The 18,879-nt window shown below is 64.7% G+C and carries 15 protein-coding genes; 8 read left to right on the top strand and 7 right to left on the bottom strand.

The genetic code is table 11. The features are described from left to right. The first annotated feature begins 148 nt into the window (after positions 1-148). From DCG74_RS06460 to DCG74_RS06425, 8 genes are all read left to right on the top strand, one after another. Complete coding sequence (locus DCG74_RS06460) at positions 149-1,303, top strand: iron-containing alcohol dehydrogenase (RefSeq protein WP_172789684.1); 1,155 nt, start codon at positions 149-151, stop codon at positions 1,301-1,303. Between the two features lie 18 nt (positions 1,304-1,321). After that, complete coding sequence (locus DCG74_RS06455) at positions 1,322-2,872, top strand: AMP-binding protein (RefSeq protein ID WP_172789683.1); 1,551 nt, start codon at positions 1,322-1,324, stop codon at positions 2,870-2,872. 180 nt (positions 2,873-3,052) lie between these two features. Beyond that, positions 3,053-4,651 (top strand): ABC transporter substrate-binding protein, encoded by a 1,599-nt coding sequence (locus tag DCG74_RS06450; RefSeq protein ID WP_172789682.1) that lies wholly within the window; start codon positions 3,053-3,055, stop codon positions 4,649-4,651. 33 nt (positions 4,652-4,684) lie between these two features. Further along, positions 4,685-5,632, top strand: a complete 948-nt coding sequence (locus DCG74_RS06445) for an ABC transporter permease (protein ID WP_172789681.1) — start codon at positions 4,685-4,687, stop codon at positions 5,630-5,632. A 191-nt stretch (positions 5,633-5,823) separates the two neighbouring features. Continuing rightward, positions 5,824-6,717 (top strand): ABC transporter permease, encoded by an 894-nt coding sequence (locus DCG74_RS06440; RefSeq protein ID WP_172789680.1) that lies wholly within the window; start codon positions 5,824-5,826, stop codon positions 6,715-6,717. After that, positions 6,717-7,724, top strand: a complete 1,008-nt coding sequence (locus DCG74_RS06435) for an ABC transporter ATP-binding protein (protein WP_172789679.1) — start codon at positions 6,717-6,719, stop codon at positions 7,722-7,724. The genes DCG74_RS06440 and DCG74_RS06435 overlap by 1 nt, the downstream gene beginning before the upstream one ends. Beyond that, positions 7,721-8,722: an ABC transporter ATP-binding protein gene (locus tag DCG74_RS06430; protein ID WP_172789678.1), complete on the top strand. Its 1,002-nt coding sequence runs from the start codon at positions 7,721-7,723 to the stop codon at positions 8,720-8,722. Before DCG74_RS06435 ends, DCG74_RS06430 begins: the two co-directional genes overlap by 4 nt. 186 nt (positions 8,723-8,908) lie before the next feature. Continuing rightward, complete coding sequence (locus DCG74_RS06425; protein ID WP_172789677.1) at positions 8,909-9,886, top strand: ABC transporter substrate-binding protein; 978 nt, start codon at positions 8,909-8,911, stop codon at positions 9,884-9,886. 89 nt (positions 9,887-9,975) lie between these two features. Here the strand turns inward: DCG74_RS06425 and DCG74_RS06420 are convergent, their stop codons facing one another. The 7 genes from DCG74_RS06420 to DCG74_RS06390 form a co-directional block, all read right to left on the bottom strand. After that, positions 9,976-10,779 (bottom strand): hypothetical protein, encoded by an 804-nt coding sequence (locus tag DCG74_RS06420; RefSeq protein WP_172789676.1) that lies wholly within the window; start codon positions 10,777-10,779, stop codon positions 9,976-9,978. A gap of 505 nt (positions 10,780-11,284) precedes the next feature. Continuing rightward, on the bottom strand, positions 11,285-13,258 hold the full coding sequence (locus DCG74_RS06415) for an acetyl-CoA carboxylase biotin carboxylase subunit (RefSeq protein WP_172788856.1): 1,974 nt from the start codon (positions 13,256-13,258) through the stop codon (positions 11,285-11,287). Further along, positions 13,255-14,871 carry an acyl-CoA carboxylase subunit beta gene (locus DCG74_RS06410; RefSeq protein WP_172788857.1) on the bottom strand — a complete coding sequence of 539 codons (1,617 nt, stop codon included), beginning with the start codon at positions 14,869-14,871 and terminating at the stop codon, positions 13,255-13,257. Before DCG74_RS06410 ends, DCG74_RS06415 begins: the two co-directional genes overlap by 4 nt. A 113-nt stretch (positions 14,872-14,984) precedes the next feature. After that, on the bottom strand, positions 14,985-15,851 hold the full coding sequence (locus DCG74_RS06405; protein ID WP_172788858.1) for a 3-keto-5-aminohexanoate cleavage protein: 867 nt from the start codon (positions 15,849-15,851) through the stop codon (positions 14,985-14,987). Positions 15,852-16,040: 189 nt separating this feature from the next. Beyond that, positions 16,041-16,841 (bottom strand): helix-turn-helix domain-containing protein, encoded by an 801-nt coding sequence (locus DCG74_RS06400; protein WP_172788859.1) that lies wholly within the window; start codon positions 16,839-16,841, stop codon positions 16,041-16,043. Between the two features lie 199 nt (positions 16,842-17,040). Further along, positions 17,041-17,697, bottom strand: coding sequence for a glutathione S-transferase family protein (locus DCG74_RS06395; RefSeq protein ID WP_172788860.1), 657 nt, complete (start codon positions 17,695-17,697; stop codon positions 17,041-17,043). Further along, positions 17,697-18,860, bottom strand: coding sequence for an acyl-CoA dehydrogenase family protein (locus DCG74_RS06390; protein WP_172788861.1), 1,164 nt, complete (start codon positions 18,858-18,860; stop codon positions 17,697-17,699). Before DCG74_RS06390 ends, DCG74_RS06395 begins: the two co-directional genes overlap by 1 nt. Positions 18,861-18,879 lie beyond the last annotated feature (19 nt).

Here is an 18,879-nt window from a genome sequence, read left to right as displayed (position 1 = left end):
GTCTCGAAGGACGAGGCGTGCGCGCCGGCCCCGCCACGGCCCTGCCCCCGCGCTGCAAACCGGCCAGCGTCTTCGCGCATGACTGACGTGGCGGGGTCCGCTAGATTGCCTCCCAACAACAAGAACGATTTGTCCGGGGAGGACAGGCGTGCACCAGGGACGTGTCGTTTTCGGCGCGATCGAGGAGGTCGTGTTCGGCCATCCTGCGGCTGAAGCCGTCGTCGCGCAGATGGACCGGCTGGGAACAAGCCGCGCCTTCCTGATGGTGTCGGGGACGCTGAACCGGCAGACCGACGAGATCGAGAAGATCAAGCACGCGCTTGGCCGGCGCTGCGCCGGCCTGTTCGACGCCATGCCGGCGCATACGCCGCGCGAGGCGGTGATTGCGGCTACTCAAGCGGCTCGCGAGGCGGAGGCCGATCTGATCGTCACCGTCGGCGGCGGTTCCATCACCGACGGGGCCAAGGCGGTGCAGCTTTGCCTTGCCAACGGCATCGACGATATCGGCGGCATCGACCGCATCCGCGTGCGCAAGGGCGTCGCGCCCGAGATGAAGGCGCCAATCGTGCGGCAGGTCAGCGTGCCGACCACGATCGCCGGCGGCGAGTTCTCATCGATCGCGGGTGTCACCGACCGCGCCGCGCAGGTGAAGCAGATGCTGCGGCATCCGCTCACGGTGCCGCGCGCGACCATCCTCGATCCTGCCATCACCGTGCACACGCCGGAATGGCTGTTCCTGTCGACCGGCATCCGCGCCGTCGACCATTGCGTCGAGGCGATCTGCTCGCGCGAGACGCATCCTTATGCCGATGCGCAAGCGGTGAAGGGCCTCGCCATGCTCGCCGACGCGCTGCCCCGGGTGAAGGCCGACCCATCCGATCTCGATGCGCGGATGGACGCGCAGATCGGCACCTGGCTGTCGATGGGCGCGCTCGCCGCCGGGGTGCCCATGGGCGCGAGCCACGGCATCGGCTACGTGCTGGGCGGGGCCTTCGACGTGCCGCACGGCTACACCTCCTGCGTCATGCTGCCGGCAGTGATGCGCTGGAATGCGCGCGACAATGCCGAGCGGCAGATGATCGTCGCGGCCGCCATGGGCTATCCCGGCCGTGACGCCGCCGACGTGCTCGATGCCTTCATCCGTTCGCTCGGCATGCCGCGCAGCCTCAGCGACGTACGCATCGCGCCGGAGCATTTCGATGCGATCGCAGAAGCTGCGATGCGGACGAACTGGATCCCGCGCAACCCGCGCAAAATTTCAGGTCCCGCCGATTTGCGCGAGATCCTGCTCCTTGCCGCCTGATCGAAAGCCGGAGGATCGATGTACACAGGTACACACGCCCGCCTGCGCCCGCTGCAGCCCGCCTTCATCATGGCGGCGACGGGCGAAGCCGTCACCTATCGCGAGCTGGAGGCGCGCAGCAATCGGCTGGCGCATCTGTTCCGCAAGCACGGCTTGAGGCGGCTCGACCATTGTTCGATCTTCATGGAGAACAACGCGCGCTATCTCGAAGCCTGCGGCGCGGGCGAGCGCGCCGGCCTCTACTACACCTGCATCAACTCCTTCCTGACGCCGGGCGAGCTCGCCTATCTGCTCGTCAACAGCCAGTCGAAGATCCTGATCACGTCGATGGCCAAGCTCGCCATCGTGCGCGAGGCGATCCAGGCCTGCCCTGACATCAAGCTCTGCATCGTCGCCGATGGCCCGGGCGAGAGCGAGCGCATCGTTGGCCTATCGGAGGTGACCGCCGGTCTGCCGGCAACGCCGATCGAAGACGAATGGCTCGGCACCGCCATGCTCTATTCCTCCGGCACGACGGGACGGCCGAAGGGCATTTTGCGCCCGCTGCCGGAGGAGCCGCCGAAGCACAATCTGCCGCTGTTCGAGTTCCTGTTGCGGCTCTGGCACTACCGCGAAGGCATGGTCTATTTGTCGCCGGCGCCGCTCTATCATTCCGCGCCGCAGGCTGCCGTGAACCTCACGATCCGCATGGGCGGCACCGTGATCATCATGGAGAGCTTTGATCCCGAGCGTTACCTGCAGCTGGTCGAGCAATGGGGCATCACCCACACGCAGCTGGTGCCGACGATGTTCTCGCGCATGTTGAAGTTGCCGGAGGAGGTGCGCAAGCGCTACGATTTGTCCTCGCTGGAGATCGCGATCCACGCCGCCGCGCCCTGCCCGCCGCAGGTCAAGGACGAGATGATCAGATGGTGGGGACCGATCATCCACGAATATTACGGCGCCACCGAAGGCCTCGGCTTCACCGCCTGCAACAGCGAGGAATGGCTGGCGCATCGCGGCACCGTCGGCAAGGTGCTGCTCGGGGATTTGCATATCCTCGACGAGAACATGCGGGAATGCCCGACCGGCACGCCCGGCCAGGTCTGGTTCAAGACGGCAACGCCGTTCGAATATTTCAACGACCCGGAGAAGACCAAGGAGGCGCGCTCTGCCGATGGCAGCATGAGCACGGTCGGTGACGTCGGCTATGTCGATGCCGACCGCTTCCTGTACCTGACCGACCGCGCCACCTTCATGATCATCTCCGGCGGGGTGAACATCTATCCGCAGGAATGCGAGAATCTCCTGATCACCCACCCCAAGGTCGCCGACGCCGCCGTGTTCGGCGTGCCCAATGCCGATCTCGGCGAAGAGGTGAAGGCGGTGGTGCAGCCGATGCCGGGCGTGGTGCCGGGGCCGGCGCTCGCCGAAGAGCTGATCGCGTTCTGCGCCAAATCGCTATCGCGGCAGAAGGTGCCGCGCTCGGTCGATTTCGAGAAGGAATTGCCGCGGCTGCCGACCGGCAAGCTGTACAAGCGGCTGCTGCGGGACCGGTACTGGGGGAACAAGGCCTCGCGGATCGTGTGACGGCGCTCGGCGCGCGCGCTCTTCGCAACCGCACTCTCATCGTGAGACGATGAACACCCTGCGGCCTTCCGTCATCCGAATTGTCGAGGCGGCATGTGGCCTTAGCGGTTGCCTCCGCCCGCTTGCGTGCTATCGTCCGGACAAACAGGCCGCAAAGGCCGAGGTCCAGGGAGGATGAGCATGCGGAGCGTGTGGGCGCTCGCCGCAATGGCGGCGCTATCTGTGCTGACGGCCTCGACCGTCACGCTCGCCGGCGAGCCCAAACAGGGCGGCATCTTGCGGATGTATCACCGCGACAGCCCGGCCAACGCCTCCATCCTCGAAGGCGCGACCTATTCGATCAACGTGCCGTTCATGGGGGTGTTCAACAATCTCCTCATCTACGATCAGCACATCGCGCAGAACAGCCCCGATACTTTGCGGCCGGAGCTGGCCGAAAGCTGGTCCTGGAGCAGCGACAACAAGAAGCTGACGTTCAAGCTGCGCCAGGGCGTGAAATGGCACGACGGCAAGCCGTTCACCTCGGCCGACGTCAAGTGCAGCTTCGATTTGCTGATGGGCAAGTCGCAGCAGAAGCTGCGGCAGAATCCGCGCAAGGCCTGGTACAGCGAGGTCAACGAGGTCACGACGAACGGCGAATTCGAGGTCACCTTCGACCTGAAGCGGCCGCAGCCTTCGCTGCTGGCGATGCTCGCCTCCGGCTACACGCCGGTCTATCCCTGTCACGTCTCGCCGGGGGACATGCGCACCCATCCGATCGGCACCGGGCCGTTCAAGTTCGTCGAGTTCAAGGCCAATGAATCGATCAAGCTGACGCGCAATCCGGACTATTGGAAGAAGGGCCTGCCCTATCTCGACGGCGTCGAGTACACCATCATCACCAACCGCTCGACCGCGATCCTGGCCTTCGTCGCCGGCAAGTTCGACATGACCTTTCCGACGCACATCACGATCCCGCTGCTGAAGGACATCAAGTCGCAGGCGCCGAACGCGACCTGCGTCGTCGAGCCGACCAACGTCTCGACCAACATCATCGTCAATTCGACCTCGGCACCGTTCGACAACATCGACATCCGCCGCGCGATGTCGCTCGCGCTCGACCGCAAGGCGTTCGTGGACATCCTGTTCGAAGGCCAGGGCGACATCGGCGGCACCATGCTGCCGCCGCCGCAGGGCATCTGGGGCATGCCGAAGGAGAAGCTGGAGACCATTCCGGGCTATGGCCGGGACATCAACGCCAACCGCGAGCAAGCCAGGAAGCTGATGCAGAAGGCGGGTTACGGTCCGGACAAGCACCTCAACGTGAAAGTCTCGACACGCAACATCGCGGAATATCGCGACCCCGCCGTGATCCTGATCGACCAGCTCAAGACCATCTATATCGACGGCGAGCTCGACGTCGTCGAAACCGCGAACTGGTTCCCGAAGGTCGCGCGCAAGGATTACATGCTCGGCCTCAACCTGACCGGCAATTCCGTCGACGATCCCGACCAGTCGTTCTACGAGAACTATTCCTGCGGCTCGGAACGGAATTACACCAATTATTGCAACAAGGAGATCGAGAAGCTGTTCGACGTGCAGTCGCAGGAGACCGACCTCGCCAAGCGCAGGCCGCTGGTGTGGGACATCGACAAGAAGCTGCAGGAGGACGTCGCCCGCCCGATCATCTTCCATGCCCGCGCCGGCACCTGCTGGCAGCCTTATGTCAAGGGCGTCACGATCATGTCGAACAGCTCCTACAACGGCTTCCGCTACGAGGATGTGTGGCTCGACAAGTAGCGCGAGCTTGACGAGTAGCGCGGAGGGCGATGCATGTTTGCCTATCTGGTGCGGCGCCTGTTCCTGATGCTCGTGACCCTGTTCGGGATCTCGATCGTCATCTTCTTCCTGCTGCGCATCGTGCCCGGCAACATCGTCGACATCCTGTTCGCCGCCGCCGGCTACGTCGATCCCGCCGACAAGGCGGAGCTGGAGAAGCAGCTCGGCATCGACCAGCCGCTGGTGACGCAATATCTGCACTGGATCGGCGGCTTCCTGCGCGGCGATTTCGGCTATTCCTATGTCTCGGAGAAGCCGGCGCTGCAGGAGATCCTGCCGCGGATTCCGATCACGGCGCGGCTTGCCGGCCTCGCGCTGTTGTTCTCGGCGTCCATCGGCATTCCCTTGGGCGTCATCAGCGCGGTGAAGCAGGGGACGAAGCTCGACTATGCGCTTCGCGTCGTCAGCCTCAGCGGCCTGTCGCTGCCCTCGTTCTGGCTCGGCCTTCTGATCCTCACCGCGTCGGTGGCGATGTTCGGCCAGATGCCGATCTTCAATCCGAATCCGAAGACCTGGCTCGAGGCGTTCGCGACCTACGCCGTGCCGGCCGCCGCCGTCGGCTTCCGCAGCGCGGCGCTGACCATGCGCATCACGCGCTCCTCGATGCTGGAGGTGCTGCGGCAGGATTACATCCGCACCGCCCGCGCGAAGGGCGCCTCCGATGCGGCCGTGAACTATCACCACGCGCTGAAGAACGCGATCCTGCCGGTGATCACCGTGATCGGCATCGAGGCGGCGTTCCTGATCGGCGGCCTGATCGTCACCGAGACCGTGTTCAACATCCCCGGCGTCGCGCGCTTCCTGGTGGAGGCGATCCGCTGGCGCGACTATCCGATCGTGCAGAACCTCGTGATGTTCATCGCGGTCGTGGTGGTGTTCGCCAATTTCACCGTCGACATGCTCTATGCGGTGTTCGATCCGCGGATCAGGTACACGGATTAAAAGCATGAGGTTGGAACAATCTGACGCGACGGCGGTGCTCTACCTCTCCTATAGGGAGAGGTCGGATTGCATCGGAAGATGCAATCCGGGTGAGGGGTTACACTCCGTCTTGAGACCTGAGCCCCCTCACCCGGCGCTACGCGCCGACCTCTCCCCGATGGGGAGAGGTGTTTCTCCCCGCGGAGAGGCATATGGCCGCCATTGATTTCGACGTTGAACTGAGGCGGGCCGGGGCGCATGCGACCGGGGGCTGGCGGCGCGTGCTGTTCATGGCGCAGCGGCACGTGCTGGGCGCGGCCGGGCTGGTCATCATGACGGCGTTCGTGCTGACGGCGATCTTCGCCGATGTCATCGCGCGCTACGATCCGCTGACGGTGGATTCCGCCCGCGCGCTGGCGCGCCCGAGCCTGGCGCACTGGATGGGCACCGATTCGTTCGGCCGCGACGTGTTCAGCCGCATCATCCACGGCGCGCGGATCTCGCTCGCAGTCGGCATCGGCTCGACCGTGCTCGGCGGCACCATCGGCGTGATCGTCGGCCTCACCTCCGGCTATCTCTCGGGCTGGGTCGATCTCGTGTTCCAGCGCGTCTCCGACGTGCTGCAGGCGCTGCCGCTGCTGGTGCTGGCGCTGGTGATGACGGCCGCGCTCGGGCCGTCGCTGCCGAACGTGATCATCGCCATCGCCATTCCGCTGATCCCGACGGTGGCGCGCGTCATCCGCGCCAACACGCTGGCGCTGCGCGAGCAGCCATTCGTCGAGGCCGCCAAGTCGATCGGCATGAGCGAGATGCGGATCGCGCTGCGCCACGTGCTGCCGAACACGCTGGCGCCGCTGATCGTGCTGGCGACGGCGCAGCTCGGCTCGACCATCCTGACCGAGGCGTCGCTGTCCTTCCTAGGCCTCGGCATTCCCGAGCCCTATCCGTCCTGGGGGCGTATGCTGTCCGAATCCGCCGCCGAGTATGTCCGCACCGCGCCGTGGCTGGTGATCTTCCCGGGCATCGCGATCAGCCTCGCTGTGTTCGGCGCCAATCTGTTCGGTGACGCCCTGCGCGACATCCTGGATCCGAGGCAGCGCGGCTGATGGCAGACAAGACCGATCTCGTGCTCGATGTGAAGAACCTGAAGACGGTGTTCTTCACCAATTCCGGCCTGTTCAAGGCGGTCGACGACCTCTCCTTCAGCGTCAAGCGCGGCGAGACGCTGGCGATCGTCGGCGAATCAGGCTGCGGCAAGAGCGTCACCGCGCTATCGCTGATGCGCCTCGTGCCCGATCCGCCCGGCCGCATCGTCGGCGGCTCGGTCTCGCTCGAAGGCACCGACCTGCTGGCGCTGGATGAATCAGAGATGCGCGCGGTCAGGGGCAACCGCATCTCCATGATCTTTCAGGAGCCGATGACCTCGCTCAATCCGGTGATGCGGATCGGCGACCAGATCGTCGAGGCGGTGCGGCTGCACCGGAATATATCGTCCAAAGAGGCGCAAGGCATCGCGGTCGAGATGCTGCGGCTGGTGCGCATTCCCGAACCGGCGCGTCGGGCGCGCGAATATCCGCATCAGCTCTCCGGCGGCATGCGCCAGCGCGCGATGATCGCGATGGCGCTCGCGTGCCGGCCGGCGCTCCTGATCGCGGACGAGCCGACCACCGCGCTCGACGTCACCATCCAGGCGCAGATCCTGGCGCTGATCCTCGACCTCCAGAAGGAGCTCGGCACCGGGCTCGTGCTGATCACGCACGATCTCGGCGTCGTCGCGCAGACCGCGCAACGCGTGATCGTGATGTATGCGGGGCGGAAGGTCGAGGAAGCCGGCGTCGAAGCGCTGTTCGCCGCGCCGAAGCATCCCTATACGCGGGGACTGATGGCCTCGATCCCGGCCGTGCCGGCCTCCGGTGTCGCCGCGCCGGCGCGGCTGAACGAAATCCCGGGAACGGTGCCGTCGCTGGTGCGCCTGCCGCAAGGCTGCGCCTTCGCGCCGCGCTGCAAGCTCGCCATCAAACGTTGCGAAGCCGAATATCCGCCGCTGGCGGACTGGGGCGGCGGCCATCTCGCCGCCTGCTGGCGCGCCGAAGAAGTCGCGGAGGTGGCATGACCGAGGCGCTGCTCGAAGTCACCGACCTCAAAAAGCACTACCCCGTGCGCGCCGGCGTGCTGCGAAGGCAGGTCGGCACCGTGCATGCGGTCGATGGCGTCTCGTTCGCGCTTGGCACCGGCGAGACGCTCGGCCTCGTCGGTGAATCCGGCTGCGGCAAGTCCACGGTGGCGCGCAGCGTGCTGCGGCTGGTCGAGCCGACCTCGGGTCAGATCCGTCTCGACGGTGAGGACATCACGCATCTTTCCAAGACGGCGCTGCGCCCGCACCGCCGCTCGATGCAGATCGTGTTCCAGGATCCTTTCGCTTCGCTCAATCCGCGCATGACCGCGGGCGACATCGTCGGCGAGCCGCTCGCCGTGCACGGGCTCGCCACCGGCAAGGAGTTGGAAGCGCGGGTCGCAACATTGTTCGAGCAGGTGGGGTTGCGGCCCGACCAGATGCGCAATTTTCCGCATCAATTCTCCGGCGGCCAGCGCCAGCGCATCTGCATCGCCCGCGCACTGGCGCTGGGGCCGCGCCTGATCGTCTGCGACGAGCCGGTCTCCGCGCTCGACGTCTCGATCCAGGCGCAGGTCATCAACCTTTTGATCGACCTGCAGCGGCAGCACGGCTTCTCCTATCTCTTCATCGCGCACGACCTCGCCGTGGTCGCCCATATCAGCCACCGCGTCGCCGTGATGTATCTCGGCCGCATCGTCGAGATCGCCGACAAGGACGAGCTGTTCCGCAATCCCAGGCATCCCTACACGCAGGCCCTGCTCGCCTCGGTGCCGATCGCCAATCCGCTGGCGAAGAAGCTCGCGCCGCTGGTCGACGGCGACGTGCCGAGCCCGGTCAACCCGCCCTCGGGCTGCGCATTTCACACCCGCTGCCGGTTTGCGATGGAGCGCTGCAAGACGGAGCGGCCGGCCCTGCTGGATGCCGGTGTTGGGCATCAGGTGGCGTGCCTGCTCAATGACGGGACGGGACGGAGCCAGCAGGGCGTGTCCTCATAAAAGCAAAGTCGGCTCCGAAGGGAAGAGTGGAAGTCTTCTGCTGGGCAGAGCGTTAGCGCTTTTGACCCGAAGCGGATATCACGGCTGACCTCCTCCTCGCTGCGACCTTGTTTCGCGGGTCACGGGCGGCGTAAGCGAGTATCCTGCCGTTGCAAAGGCGTAACGCACCTTCAGGGGGAGCGTCGCATGATCGATAGACGAGGCCTCGTTGCAAGCGGAATTATCTCGGTGCTTGCGCCGCGATCGGTTAGGGCGCAGAGATCAGGAAAGGGATGGCGAGTTGTTTTCTTTTCGGTTGCGGCTGGCCCGAACCCTCTTGCCGAGTCCCTCAGGCAAGGATTGAAGGAGTTAGGTTATAGTGAGGGGCGCAACATTTCTATCCAATACCGCTGGATGGCGGGGCATGAGAGCGAATATGACGACGTAGCGCGCGAGTTGGTCCAGAGTGAGCCCGACGTGATTGTCACGGCTGGCCATCCGCCAGCTGTTGCTATCAAGAAGGTTACGGCACAGATACCAATCGTCGCGCTTGCCGTCGTTAATCCCGTAGGAGGCGGACTTGCTGCCAGCATCTCTCATCCGGGTGGCAACTTGACTGGCTTTTCTTTGGAGGTCACGCCGGAAACAAACGCTAAAATGCTCGAGCTTCTGCACGAAGCAGCCCCTAAACTCACTCGAATTGCCGCGCTTTGGAATTCTGGCAACCCCGGCAGCCGTTTCTATCTTGATGCGGTAAAGCAGGCAGCACAACTGCAAAAGCTTACTCTCAGCGCTTACGATGTGCGCCGAGCGGAGGAGATCGACACTGTATTCCGTTCACTTCGCGGAAACGTTGAGGGACTCATTGTTTTTCCAGAAGGGCTACTTTGGACGTATCGGCGTAATATCGTTGATGCTGCGCGGGAGGCACAACTAGCGGCAATTTTTGGTTATCGCGATGCGGCCGAAATGGGAGCGCTGATGAGCTACGGCCCCGACCTCGTCGACCTGTTCAGGAGAGGCGCAGCATACGTCGATAAGATCATCAAAGGCGTCAAACCTGCCGAGCTTCCGATTCAACAGCCGGCAAAGTTCGAGTTGGTGGTCAATGTCAAGACCGCTACTGCCTTGAACATCGTGATTCCACCAACGTTGCTCGCCCGTGCGGATCAGGTGATTGAATAAACGTATTGTCGTGCCGTCGAACTAGTCCGCTTCTGGCCCCTCAGCGAGATTGCCGCTTCTCCGAAAGTATGGGGCCGGCGGCCAGCCGCTTAGTGCGTACACGGCCTAGGTCCCAGCGCCCGGATCACCGGCCAGGCCGCGAGCGCGGCAGCGAGATGCTTGAGCGTGTGGCCCGAGACCATGTGCCCGGTCGCTTCGAACACGGTCACATCACCCAGCTCGAGAAGCTTGGCGAGCACATAGAAGACGATCACGCCGCCGAGCGGCACGCCAAGCGCGCCGGGCCGGGGACGCGTCAACGCGAGCCCCACGGCGAGCGCCATGCCGCCGAACTGCACGATCACCCATGGCGTGAGATTCTCGCGTGCGACCCAGGCAGCTAACAGGCCGGCGATCATCGTCAGCACCAGCACCGCTTCGCCTGCGCGCGTACTGATCCGCTCGCTGGCAGCGATGCCGAGAAATCCTGCGAACGCGACCGCCATGCCCAGACGATCGGCGACGAGCCGTTGCGGCAGATCGGGATCGAGATGATAGAAGCCTGAGCCCAGGCACGTGAGGATCAGGCCCACCAAGAACCAGCTCGCACCGACTGGCGCATCATGGCGGGCCCGCAGCCGCTCCGAGCCCCAGACGCCCATCGCGAGGAAGGCGAGATTGCTCAGCACATCGCCGGCGTTGGGCACGCCGAGCCAGGTGCGGTCGTCGACGAAATGCGGGATGTGCCAGGCGGAGGCGGGCAATGCGGGCGCAAAGAGCGCAGCCAGGATCAGGATGATGAATGCGCCGATCAGGTATTTTTCGCGGGCTTGCAACGCGCCCAATACAAAACGGCGGGACACTGAAGGCAGCCTGGCAGTGGCCGCTTGGGCGGGGTCATCGGCGTGCAACATGCGAGGCTCCAAGCTGATTGAACAGCGTTCATTATTTGTAGCCGCGAAATGAACAATGTTCAATAGAAATTGTGCGCAAGCTCTTGTGATGCAATAACTCTGTTGAAATCATTTGTAATTTGGCTTTCGAGAGGTACCGTAGGACCTCCTACCCTTGGTCAAGGGGAACGTCCTTATAGGGCAATATGGTAGCGCCGTGCTCGATGCAGTCCAGGACGCTGCGCGCCGGCTTTGCCGGTGCCTTCGGCATCCTGGACAGCATCTTCCGCCGGGGCGCGGTTCCTACGTCGGTGCTCGAGGCACAGGTGGACAAGGCTGCTCCCGGCGGATCGGCCCGGACGGCCAGTCTACATCCGAAGGCCGCCACGAACCCCACAAGGGTACAGGGTGGGCAAAGCGAAGCGTGCCCACCACCTCTTTGCCGATCGAAACGAATGGTGGGCACGGCGCTTTGCGCCTTTGCCCACCCTACCGATTGCTACGATTGCGGAACTCGCGGCACCGACTAAACCCCGATCTCCGCGACGATCCGTCCCGTCGTCACCTGCTCGCCTTCGGCGACGTCGATCGCGCTGACCACGCCGTCGATGCCGGCCTTGTGGACGTGCTCCATCTTCATCGCTTCCAGCGTCAGCACCGGCTGGCCGGCGGTGACGCGGTCGCCGGGCTTGACCAGCACGGCGACCACGCGGCCGTTCATGGCGGCGCGGACCTTGCCGTCGCCGCCATTGCTTGCGGCCGCTTTTGGCGCGGCGAGGGTGAGATCGGTGACCGCGAGCGGGATGCCGCGGTGCTGGACGTACAGCAGATCGCCGTCGCGCAGGAATTTGGCGCTGTCCATCACACCAGCGTGGCGGAAGCGGATGACGTCGGGATCGAGTTGATCAATTTCGAACTTCTCCTGGCGGCCTTCGGCGGCGACGGTGTAGCTGCCGTCGCGCTCGCGCGTGATGTCGAGCTCGTGCGCGTGGCCGGCAATCTCGATTTTCGCCGGCAGCGGAAAAGTGGCGGCGAGGCTCCGCTCGTCCTGCCAGGACGGTGCACGCGGGTTGGTGATGTAGAGCAGCAGGCCCGCCAGCGCCGTCTCGAATGCCGCGTCCGCGCGCGGCGCCAGCAATTCATCGCGATGCGTGCCGATGAACGCCGTCGTCGCTTCGCCCTTGGCAAAGCCGGGATGACGCAGGCAGGACAACAGGAACGCCTGGTTCGTGGTTACGCCGAACGCGGTGAGCTGCTCGAGGCCGACGATCAGCCGCCCCCTCGCCTCCTCGCGCGTGGCGCCGTGGCTGATCACCTTGGCGATCATGGAATCGTAGAACGGCGGAATCTCCGAGCCCGATTGCAACGCGTGCTCGACGCGGATGCCCTCCGGCACGTGCCAGCGTGCCATGCGGCCGGATTGCGGCATGAAGTCGTGCCCGGCATCTTCCGAGCACAGCCGGACCTCGATGGTGTGGCCGGAGAACTTGATGTCCTGCTGCTTCACCGGCAGGGGTTCGCCGCGCGCCACGCGCAGCTGCAGCTCGACGAGATCGAGCCCGGTGATGGCCTCGGTCACGGGATGCTCGACCTGGAGGCGCGTGTTCATCTCCATGAAGTAGAACGCTCCGCCTTGATCGAGCAGGAATTCCAGCGTGCCGGCGCCCTCATAGCGCAACGCCCTAACCGCAGCGACCGCAACCTCGCCCATTTTCGCGCGCAGCTCCGGCGTGACCGCGGGCGATGGCGCCTCCTCGATCAGCTTCTGGTGCCGCCGCTGCACCGAGCAATCGCGCTCGCCGAGATGAATGGCATTGCCGTGGCCGTCGCCGAACACCTGGATCTCGATGTGGCGGGGATTCTGGATGGCGCGTTCGAGGATGAGTGTGGGATCGCCGAACGCGGCCTTCGCTTCCGACCGCGCGCTGCGTAGCGCATCGGGGAATGATGCCGCATCGGTGACGAGTCGCATGCCGCGCCCGCCACCGCCGGCGACCGCCTTGATCATCACGGGAAAGCCGATCGTTCTGGCTTCCGCGAGCATGACCTCGTCGCCCTGCTCAGCGCCCTGATAGCCGGGCACGATCGGCACGCCGGCTTTCTTCATGATCTCCTTGGCGCCGGCCTTGTTGCCCATCGCCTCGATCGCCTGCGGCGACGGGCCGATGAAGACGAGGCCGGCTTCCTTGCAGGCGCGCGCAAACGCCTCGTTCTCGGCGAGGAAGCCATAGCCGGGGTGAACGGCATCCGCACCGCTGGCCCTGGCCGCGGCAATGATCGCGGGAATGTTGAGATAGGATTGCGCCGGCAGGGCTTCGCCGATGCGCACGGCCTGATCGGCCTGCTTCACATGAAGCGCATCGCGATCGGCATCGGAATAGACCGCGACGACGCCAAGGCCGAGCTGCCGCGCACTGCGCATCACGCGCAGCGCGATCTCGCCGCGGTTGGCGACCAGGATCTTGAAGAACGGCCGCTGCTGCACTGATCCGTTCCTCATGGGCGCGCCACCGAGAATTGCATGCGCTGGGGCGTGCGCGCATCGCTCTCGCGGCAGATCGCGAGCACCTCCGACAGCACGGCGCGGGTGTCGCGCGGATCGATCACGCCGTCATCGAGCACGCGGGCGCTGGTGGAGAACACATCCATCTGCCCGTCGAACACGCCGATGATCTGCGCCTTCATCGCATCCAGTTTGTCTTTCTCGATCGGCTTGCCGCGGCGCGCCGCGGCGGCCTCGGTCACGATCGCCATGGTCTCGGCCGCCTGCTCGCCGCCCATCACCGCGGTCTTGGCGTTGGGCCAGGAGAAGCAGAAGCGCGGATGGAAGCCGCGGCCGCACATGCCGTAATTGCCGGCACCGAACGAGGCGCCGCAATAGATGGTGATCTGCGGCACCGTCGCCGACGTGACCGCCTGGATCATCTTGGAGCCGTGCTTGATCATGCCGGCCTCTTCATAGGCCTTGCCGACCATGTAGCCGGTGGTGTTGTTGAGATAGAGGATCGGCGTGCGGGTCTGGCAGCAGGCCTGGATGAAATGCGTCGCCTTGTTGGCGCCGGCGGGATCGAGCGGGCCGTTGTTGGTGATGATGCCGATCGCCTGGCCCTCGATGCGGGCATGGCCGCAGACGGTGGCCGGGCCGTAATTCGGCGCCATCTCGGTGAAATCGGAATCGTCGATGATGCGCGCGATCACCTGCTTCATGTCGACCGGACGCTTGTGGTCCATCGGCATGATGCCGAGCAGCTCGTCCTGATCGTAGCGCGGCGGCTTGAACTCTAGAGCCGCCCTGCCCGGCCGTTCCCATTCCATCGCCGCCATGATCTCGCGCGCGATGCGAAGCGCGTCGCGATCGTCCTCGGCGAGATAGTCGCCGAGGCCGGAGATTTGCGTATGCATCTCGGCGCCGCCGAGCTCCTCCTCGGTCGCGATCTCGCCGGTCGCGGCCTTCAGCAGCGGCGGCCCGGCGAGGAAGGCGCGGGTGCGGCCGCGGACCATCACGATGTAGTCGGAGAGGCCGGTCTGGTAGGCGCCGCCCGCGGTGGAGGAGCCGTGCGTCACGGTGACGACCGGCAGGCCGGCGGCCGAGAGCCGCGCCAGGTTGCGAAAGATGTTGCCGCCGCGAACGAAATCCTCGACGCGGTAGCGCAGCAGATTGGCGCCGGCGCTTTCGACCAGTTGCACATAAGGCAGCTTGTTCTCCAGCGCGAGCTCCTGCACCCGCAGCGTCTTGTCGAGGCCGTAAGGCTGCAGCGCGCCGGCATCGATGCCGGAATCGCTGGCGCTGACCATGCAGCGGATGCCCGAGACGAAGCCGATGCCGGCGATGACGCCGCCGCCCGGCACGCTCTTGGTCGCATCCGGCACGTCGAACATGTAGCCGGCGAGCGTCGACAGCTCGATGAAGGGCGCGCCGGGATCGAGCACCAGCGCGACGCGCTCGCGCGGCAGCAATTGGCCGCGCTTGTGGAAGCGGTCCTTCGCCGCGGCCGAGGCCGCGCGCGTGCGCTCTTCCAGCGCGCGCATGCGGTCGATCAGCCCGAGCATGCCGTCGCGATTGGCATGGTAGCTGGCGCTGCCCGGGGAAATGGTGTTTTCGAGAATGGACATGACTTGATCCTGCTCGTCATTGCGAGGAGCGAAGCGACGAAGCAATCCAGACTGCATCCGCGGAGAGATTCTGGATTGCTTCGCTTCGCTCGCAATGACGGGTGAGGCGATACCTACCTGTTCGTCCCAAAGATCTTCCGCGCCTCGGCCGGTGACGCGATCTCGCGGCCGGCGCGCCTTGCGCAGGCGGCGACGGCTTCGATGAGCTGACCGTTCGACGTCACCTTCTTGCCGTCGGCGAGGTAGAACGTGTCCTCAAGGCCGGTGCGCAAGTGACCGCCGAGCTCGGCGCAGCGCTGGTGCAGCGGCCAGATCTCCTCGCGGCCGATGGCGGTGACCTGCCAATGCGCCTCGGGACGCTTCAGCTTGATCAAGATCGGCAGCAATTCAGGGTCGGCCGGCATGCCGGAGGCGACGCCCATCACAAAGTTGTATTCAAGCGGGCCCTTGTACATGCCGACTTGGGTGTACATGCCGACGCAACGCACGATGCCGACGTCGAAGCATTCGAACTCGGGGATGGTGCCGACCGCGTTCATGACGTCGAGATAGTCCTTCACCTTCTCGACCGAATTGTCGAACATCATCGGCGGCCAGGCCCAGCTGTTGTCGGCCTTCACCTTCAAATAATTCAGCGAGCCGGCATTGCAGGCGGCGATCTCCGGCCTGGTCTCGCGAATGCAGTCGAGCGCGCCGGAGTAGTTCGGCCCCGACACGCCCGAGGTGTGGTTGATGATCACGCCCGGGCAGGCTTCGCGGATCGCCTGCTGGATCTCCTTGCTGACCGCGACCTCCCAGGACGGCAGATGTCCCTTGCCCGGCGCCTGCTGGCGCAGATGGATGTGCATGATGGACGCGCCGGCCTCGAACGCAGCCTTGGCCTCGCGCGCCATCTGCTCGGGCGTCACGGGCACGTTGTGCTGCTTGGGGTCGGTGAGCACGCCGTTCAGCGCGCAGGTGATGACGGCCTTGTCGCTCATGCGTTCAATGTCTCGCACGTTGAGAATTCAACGCTGGCGATCATGTGCCGCGCGACATGCGGCTTCTTGCGCGGAGAAGCTGGGAAAGGAGATCCGTAGGGTGGGTTAGCCGAAGGCGTAACCCACCTCTTTGATCTTCGCAGAGACAGAATTGGTGGGTTACGCCTTCGGCTAACCCACCCTACGAAGCTACGATGCCTCCGCCATCCGCACCGTCTCGGTGCTGCGATAGATCGCAAGATCCCGCGAGCCGACGAAGATCGCGCGCGGCTTGAGGCCGTAGAAGCGGCGGATCGAGTGGCTGAAATGCGTGGAATCGGGATAGCCGATGTCCTGCGCGAGATGGGCGAGGTTGAGATCCTGGTTGGCGAAGTGCAGCAGATGCCGCGCGCGCTTCCAGGCGCGGAAGGAGCGGAACGAGATGCCGGTCTCCTCCTTGAACAGATGCAGGAAGCGCGAGGCCGAGAGGCCAGCTTCCGCGGCGCAGGTGTCCGCCGTCACCGGCTCGCCGGAGAAGCGCTCGATGCGGGCCACGGCGCGCGAGATGCGCGGGTCGAGCACACGGCGCGGCAGCGCCTCGCCGAAGCACATCTCGTCGAACTCGGCGGTGGTGATGTCGCCATAACGGCGCTGGCGCAGCAGCGCATAGGCGGCGAGGATCTTGCGGGCATAGGCGGCCCTGTCAGGTCCGATCAAGCGCGCGGCCAAGGCCTCGATCACGCCATCCGGCATGCTCTCCGGCTCCAGCGTCACGCTGATCACGGTACGATAGTCGCTGGCGATGGAATGCCGCTGGTTCGGCAGGGTGACGAACAGCTCGCCGGTGGCGAGGACGTCGTCGATGGTGAGGTGCAGATTGCCCTTCACCGCGACATAGACGTGACAGCAACCGGGGGTCCGCTTGCGCGGACGGCCGAGCAGGCCCGCATAAAACACGCGCTCCGGCGTGATCAGCATCAGATGGTCGGATTCGCGACCGTTATATTCCATTGGGTTCCTCCTCGCGCGGCTCTCTGGCCGCTGCGGACGGAGGTCACCTTAGCGGAAATTTGGGCGCTGTCACGGTAGGATAGCGCTGTCATGAAAACATGCGCTGTCGTTCCGGGGCGCGCAAAGCGCGAACCCGGAACCTCGAGATTCCCAGGTGCGCAAAGGCGCACCGCACCGCCCGGAATGACGGCCCTGGAACCTACGCCCTCACTCTTGGCGCGATATTCTGCTCTTCCCCGGCCTTTTGCTCCGCAGCAACGGCGCGCTTGTAGCCGTCGCGCTGCTGCAGGCGGGCCCAATAGGCTGCGACGTTTGGCCCGAAATCCTTGGCAAGCCCGATATTGCTCGCGAGCCGAAGCGCGTAACCGATGACAATGTCCGCAGCGGTGAAGCGGCCCGCGCACAATGTTTCGGCATTCGCCGTCGCTGCCTCAACGGCGCGCAGTCTCCCCAAGAACCATTTCGCGTAATCGGTGGCGACCTGCGGGTTGCGGCGCTCCTCCGGCTCGAGCTGGGTGTATCGCAGCACCAGCGTCTGCGGGAAGGTTAACGTGGCGTCGCTGAAATACATCCAGTTCAGGAACGTGCCATAGGCGGGATCATCCAGGCCGACCATCAACGGCGTCGGGCCATATTTGGCGCCGAGGTAATGGCAGATGCCGGAGGATTCCGTCATCCTGGTCTCGCCGTCGATCATGAAGGGAATCGTGCCGAGCGGATTGATGCCGAGATAATCCTTGGCGAAGACGCGCGGCGGGAACGGCAGCATCTTCAATTCATACGGCAGCCCCATCTCCTCCAGCATCCAGAGCGGACGGAACGAGCGCGCGGCGTCGCAATGATACAGCGTGATCATCAGGAATTTCCTTTGCTGCCAGGCAGCGTACCCATCATCTTGCACAGGACCATCAGCATGACCTCGTCGGCGCCGCCGCCGATCGAGGTCAGGCGGCTGTCGCGATAGGCGCGGCTGACCGGCGTCTCGTTGGTAAAGCCCATTCCGCCCCAATATTGCAAGCAGGCGTCGGTGAGCTCGCGCCCTAGCCGGCCGGCCTTCAGCTTGGCCATGGTCGCGAGCCGCGTCACATCCTCGCCGGCGACCAGCTGCTCGGCAGCACGATAGATCAGCGCGCGCAAGAGCTCGACCTCGGTCTGCATCTCCGCGAGCTTGAAGTGCACCACCTGGTTGTCGAGGATCGACTTGCCGAACGCTTTCCGATTGCGCGTGTACGCGATGGTCTGGTCGATGATGTATTCGTGCGCCTTGAGGCATGCGGCCGCGCCCCAGAGCCGCTCCTCCTGGAACTGGATCATCTGGTAGGTGAAACCCTGGCCCTCCTCGCCGATCCGGTTGCGCTTGGGCACGCGGACATTGTCGAAGAAGATCTGCGCCGTATCGGAGGAGCGCATGCCCATCTTGTCGAGCTTGCGGGCGACGGTGACGCCCTTGCTCTTCATGGGCACGCAAATCAGCGACTTGTTGCGGTGAACGGGGCCGTCGCCGGTGTTGGCGAGCAGGCAGATCCAGTCGGCCTGGGTGCCGTTGGTGATCCACATCTTGCCGCCATTGATGACGTAATCGTCGCCGTCGGAGCGTGCCTGGGTCTTGATCGAGGCGACGTCCGAGCCTGCGCCCGGCTCCGAGACGCCGATGCAGGCGACGTAGTCACCGGAGATCGAGGGGCTGAGGAATTCGCGCCGCACCTCGTCGGAGCCGAAGCGCGCCAATGCCGGCGTTGCCATGTCGGTCTGCACCCCGATCGCCATCGGCACGCCGCCGCAGGTGATGGCGCCGAGCTCCTCCGCCATCATCAGCGCGTAGGAATAGTCGAGGCCCGAGCCGCCGAACTCGACCGGCTTGTTCAAGCCAAGGAAGCCGAGGCTGCCCATCTTCTTGAACAGCTCGTGCGCCGGGAAGATGTCCGCCTTTTCCCACTCATCGACGTGAGGATTGATCTCGTTGGCGATGAACTTTTGTAGGGAGCGGCGGATGTCGTCGTGGTCGGCGGTGAATAGCATTCTTTCCCCTTTGTCATTC

Source organism: Bradyrhizobium sp. WBAH42 (genome assembly GCF_024585265.1).
In the GTDB taxonomy this organism is placed as follows: domain Bacteria; phylum Pseudomonadota; class Alphaproteobacteria; order Rhizobiales; family Xanthobacteraceae; genus Bradyrhizobium.
Note: the sequence above shows the minus strand (reverse complement) of the source record. Positions and strands in the feature narration are given on the sequence as shown.

Excerpts from the sequence above, each read along its gene's own strand:
- DCG74_RS06440 (WP_172789680.1), top strand. The coding sequence starts at position 5,824 with ATGGCCGCCATTGATTTCGACGTTGAACTGAGGCGGGCCGGGGCGCAT.
- DCG74_RS06420 (WP_172789676.1), bottom strand. The coding sequence starts at position 10,779 with ATGTTGCACGCCGATGACCCCGCCCAAGCGGCCACTGCCAGGCTGCCT.
- DCG74_RS06455 (WP_172789683.1), top strand. The coding sequence starts at position 1,322 with ATGTACACAGGTACACACGCCCGCCTGCGCCCGCTGCAGCCCGCCTTC.
- DCG74_RS06430 (WP_172789678.1), top strand. The coding sequence starts at position 7,721 with ATGACCGAGGCGCTGCTCGAAGTCACCGACCTCAAAAAGCACTACCCC.
- DCG74_RS06435 (WP_172789679.1), top strand. The coding sequence starts at position 6,717 with ATGGCAGACAAGACCGATCTCGTGCTCGATGTGAAGAACCTGAAGACG.
- DCG74_RS06405 (WP_172788858.1), bottom strand. The coding sequence starts at position 15,851 with ATGAGCGACAAGGCCGTCATCACCTGCGCGCTGAACGGCGTGCTCACC.
- DCG74_RS06390 (WP_172788861.1), bottom strand. The coding sequence starts at position 18,860 with ATGCTATTCACCGCCGACCACGACGACATCCGCCGCTCCCTACAAAAG.
- DCG74_RS06425 (WP_172789677.1), top strand. The coding sequence starts at position 8,909 with ATGATCGATAGACGAGGCCTCGTTGCAAGCGGAATTATCTCGGTGCTT.
- DCG74_RS06400 (WP_172788859.1), bottom strand. The coding sequence starts at position 16,841 with ATGGAATATAACGGTCGCGAATCCGACCATCTGATGCTGATCACGCCG.
- DCG74_RS06395 (WP_172788860.1), bottom strand. The coding sequence starts at position 17,697 with ATGATCACGCTGTATCATTGCGACGCCGCGCGCTCGTTCCGTCCGCTC.
- DCG74_RS06450 (WP_172789682.1), top strand. The coding sequence starts at position 3,053 with ATGCGGAGCGTGTGGGCGCTCGCCGCAATGGCGGCGCTATCTGTGCTG.
- DCG74_RS06415 (WP_172788856.1), bottom strand. The coding sequence starts at position 13,258 with ATGAGGAACGGATCAGTGCAGCAGCGGCCGTTCTTCAAGATCCTGGTC.
- DCG74_RS06410 (WP_172788857.1), bottom strand. The coding sequence starts at position 14,871 with ATGTCCATTCTCGAAAACACCATTTCCCCGGGCAGCGCCAGCTACCAT.
- DCG74_RS06445 (WP_172789681.1), top strand. The coding sequence starts at position 4,685 with ATGTTTGCCTATCTGGTGCGGCGCCTGTTCCTGATGCTCGTGACCCTG.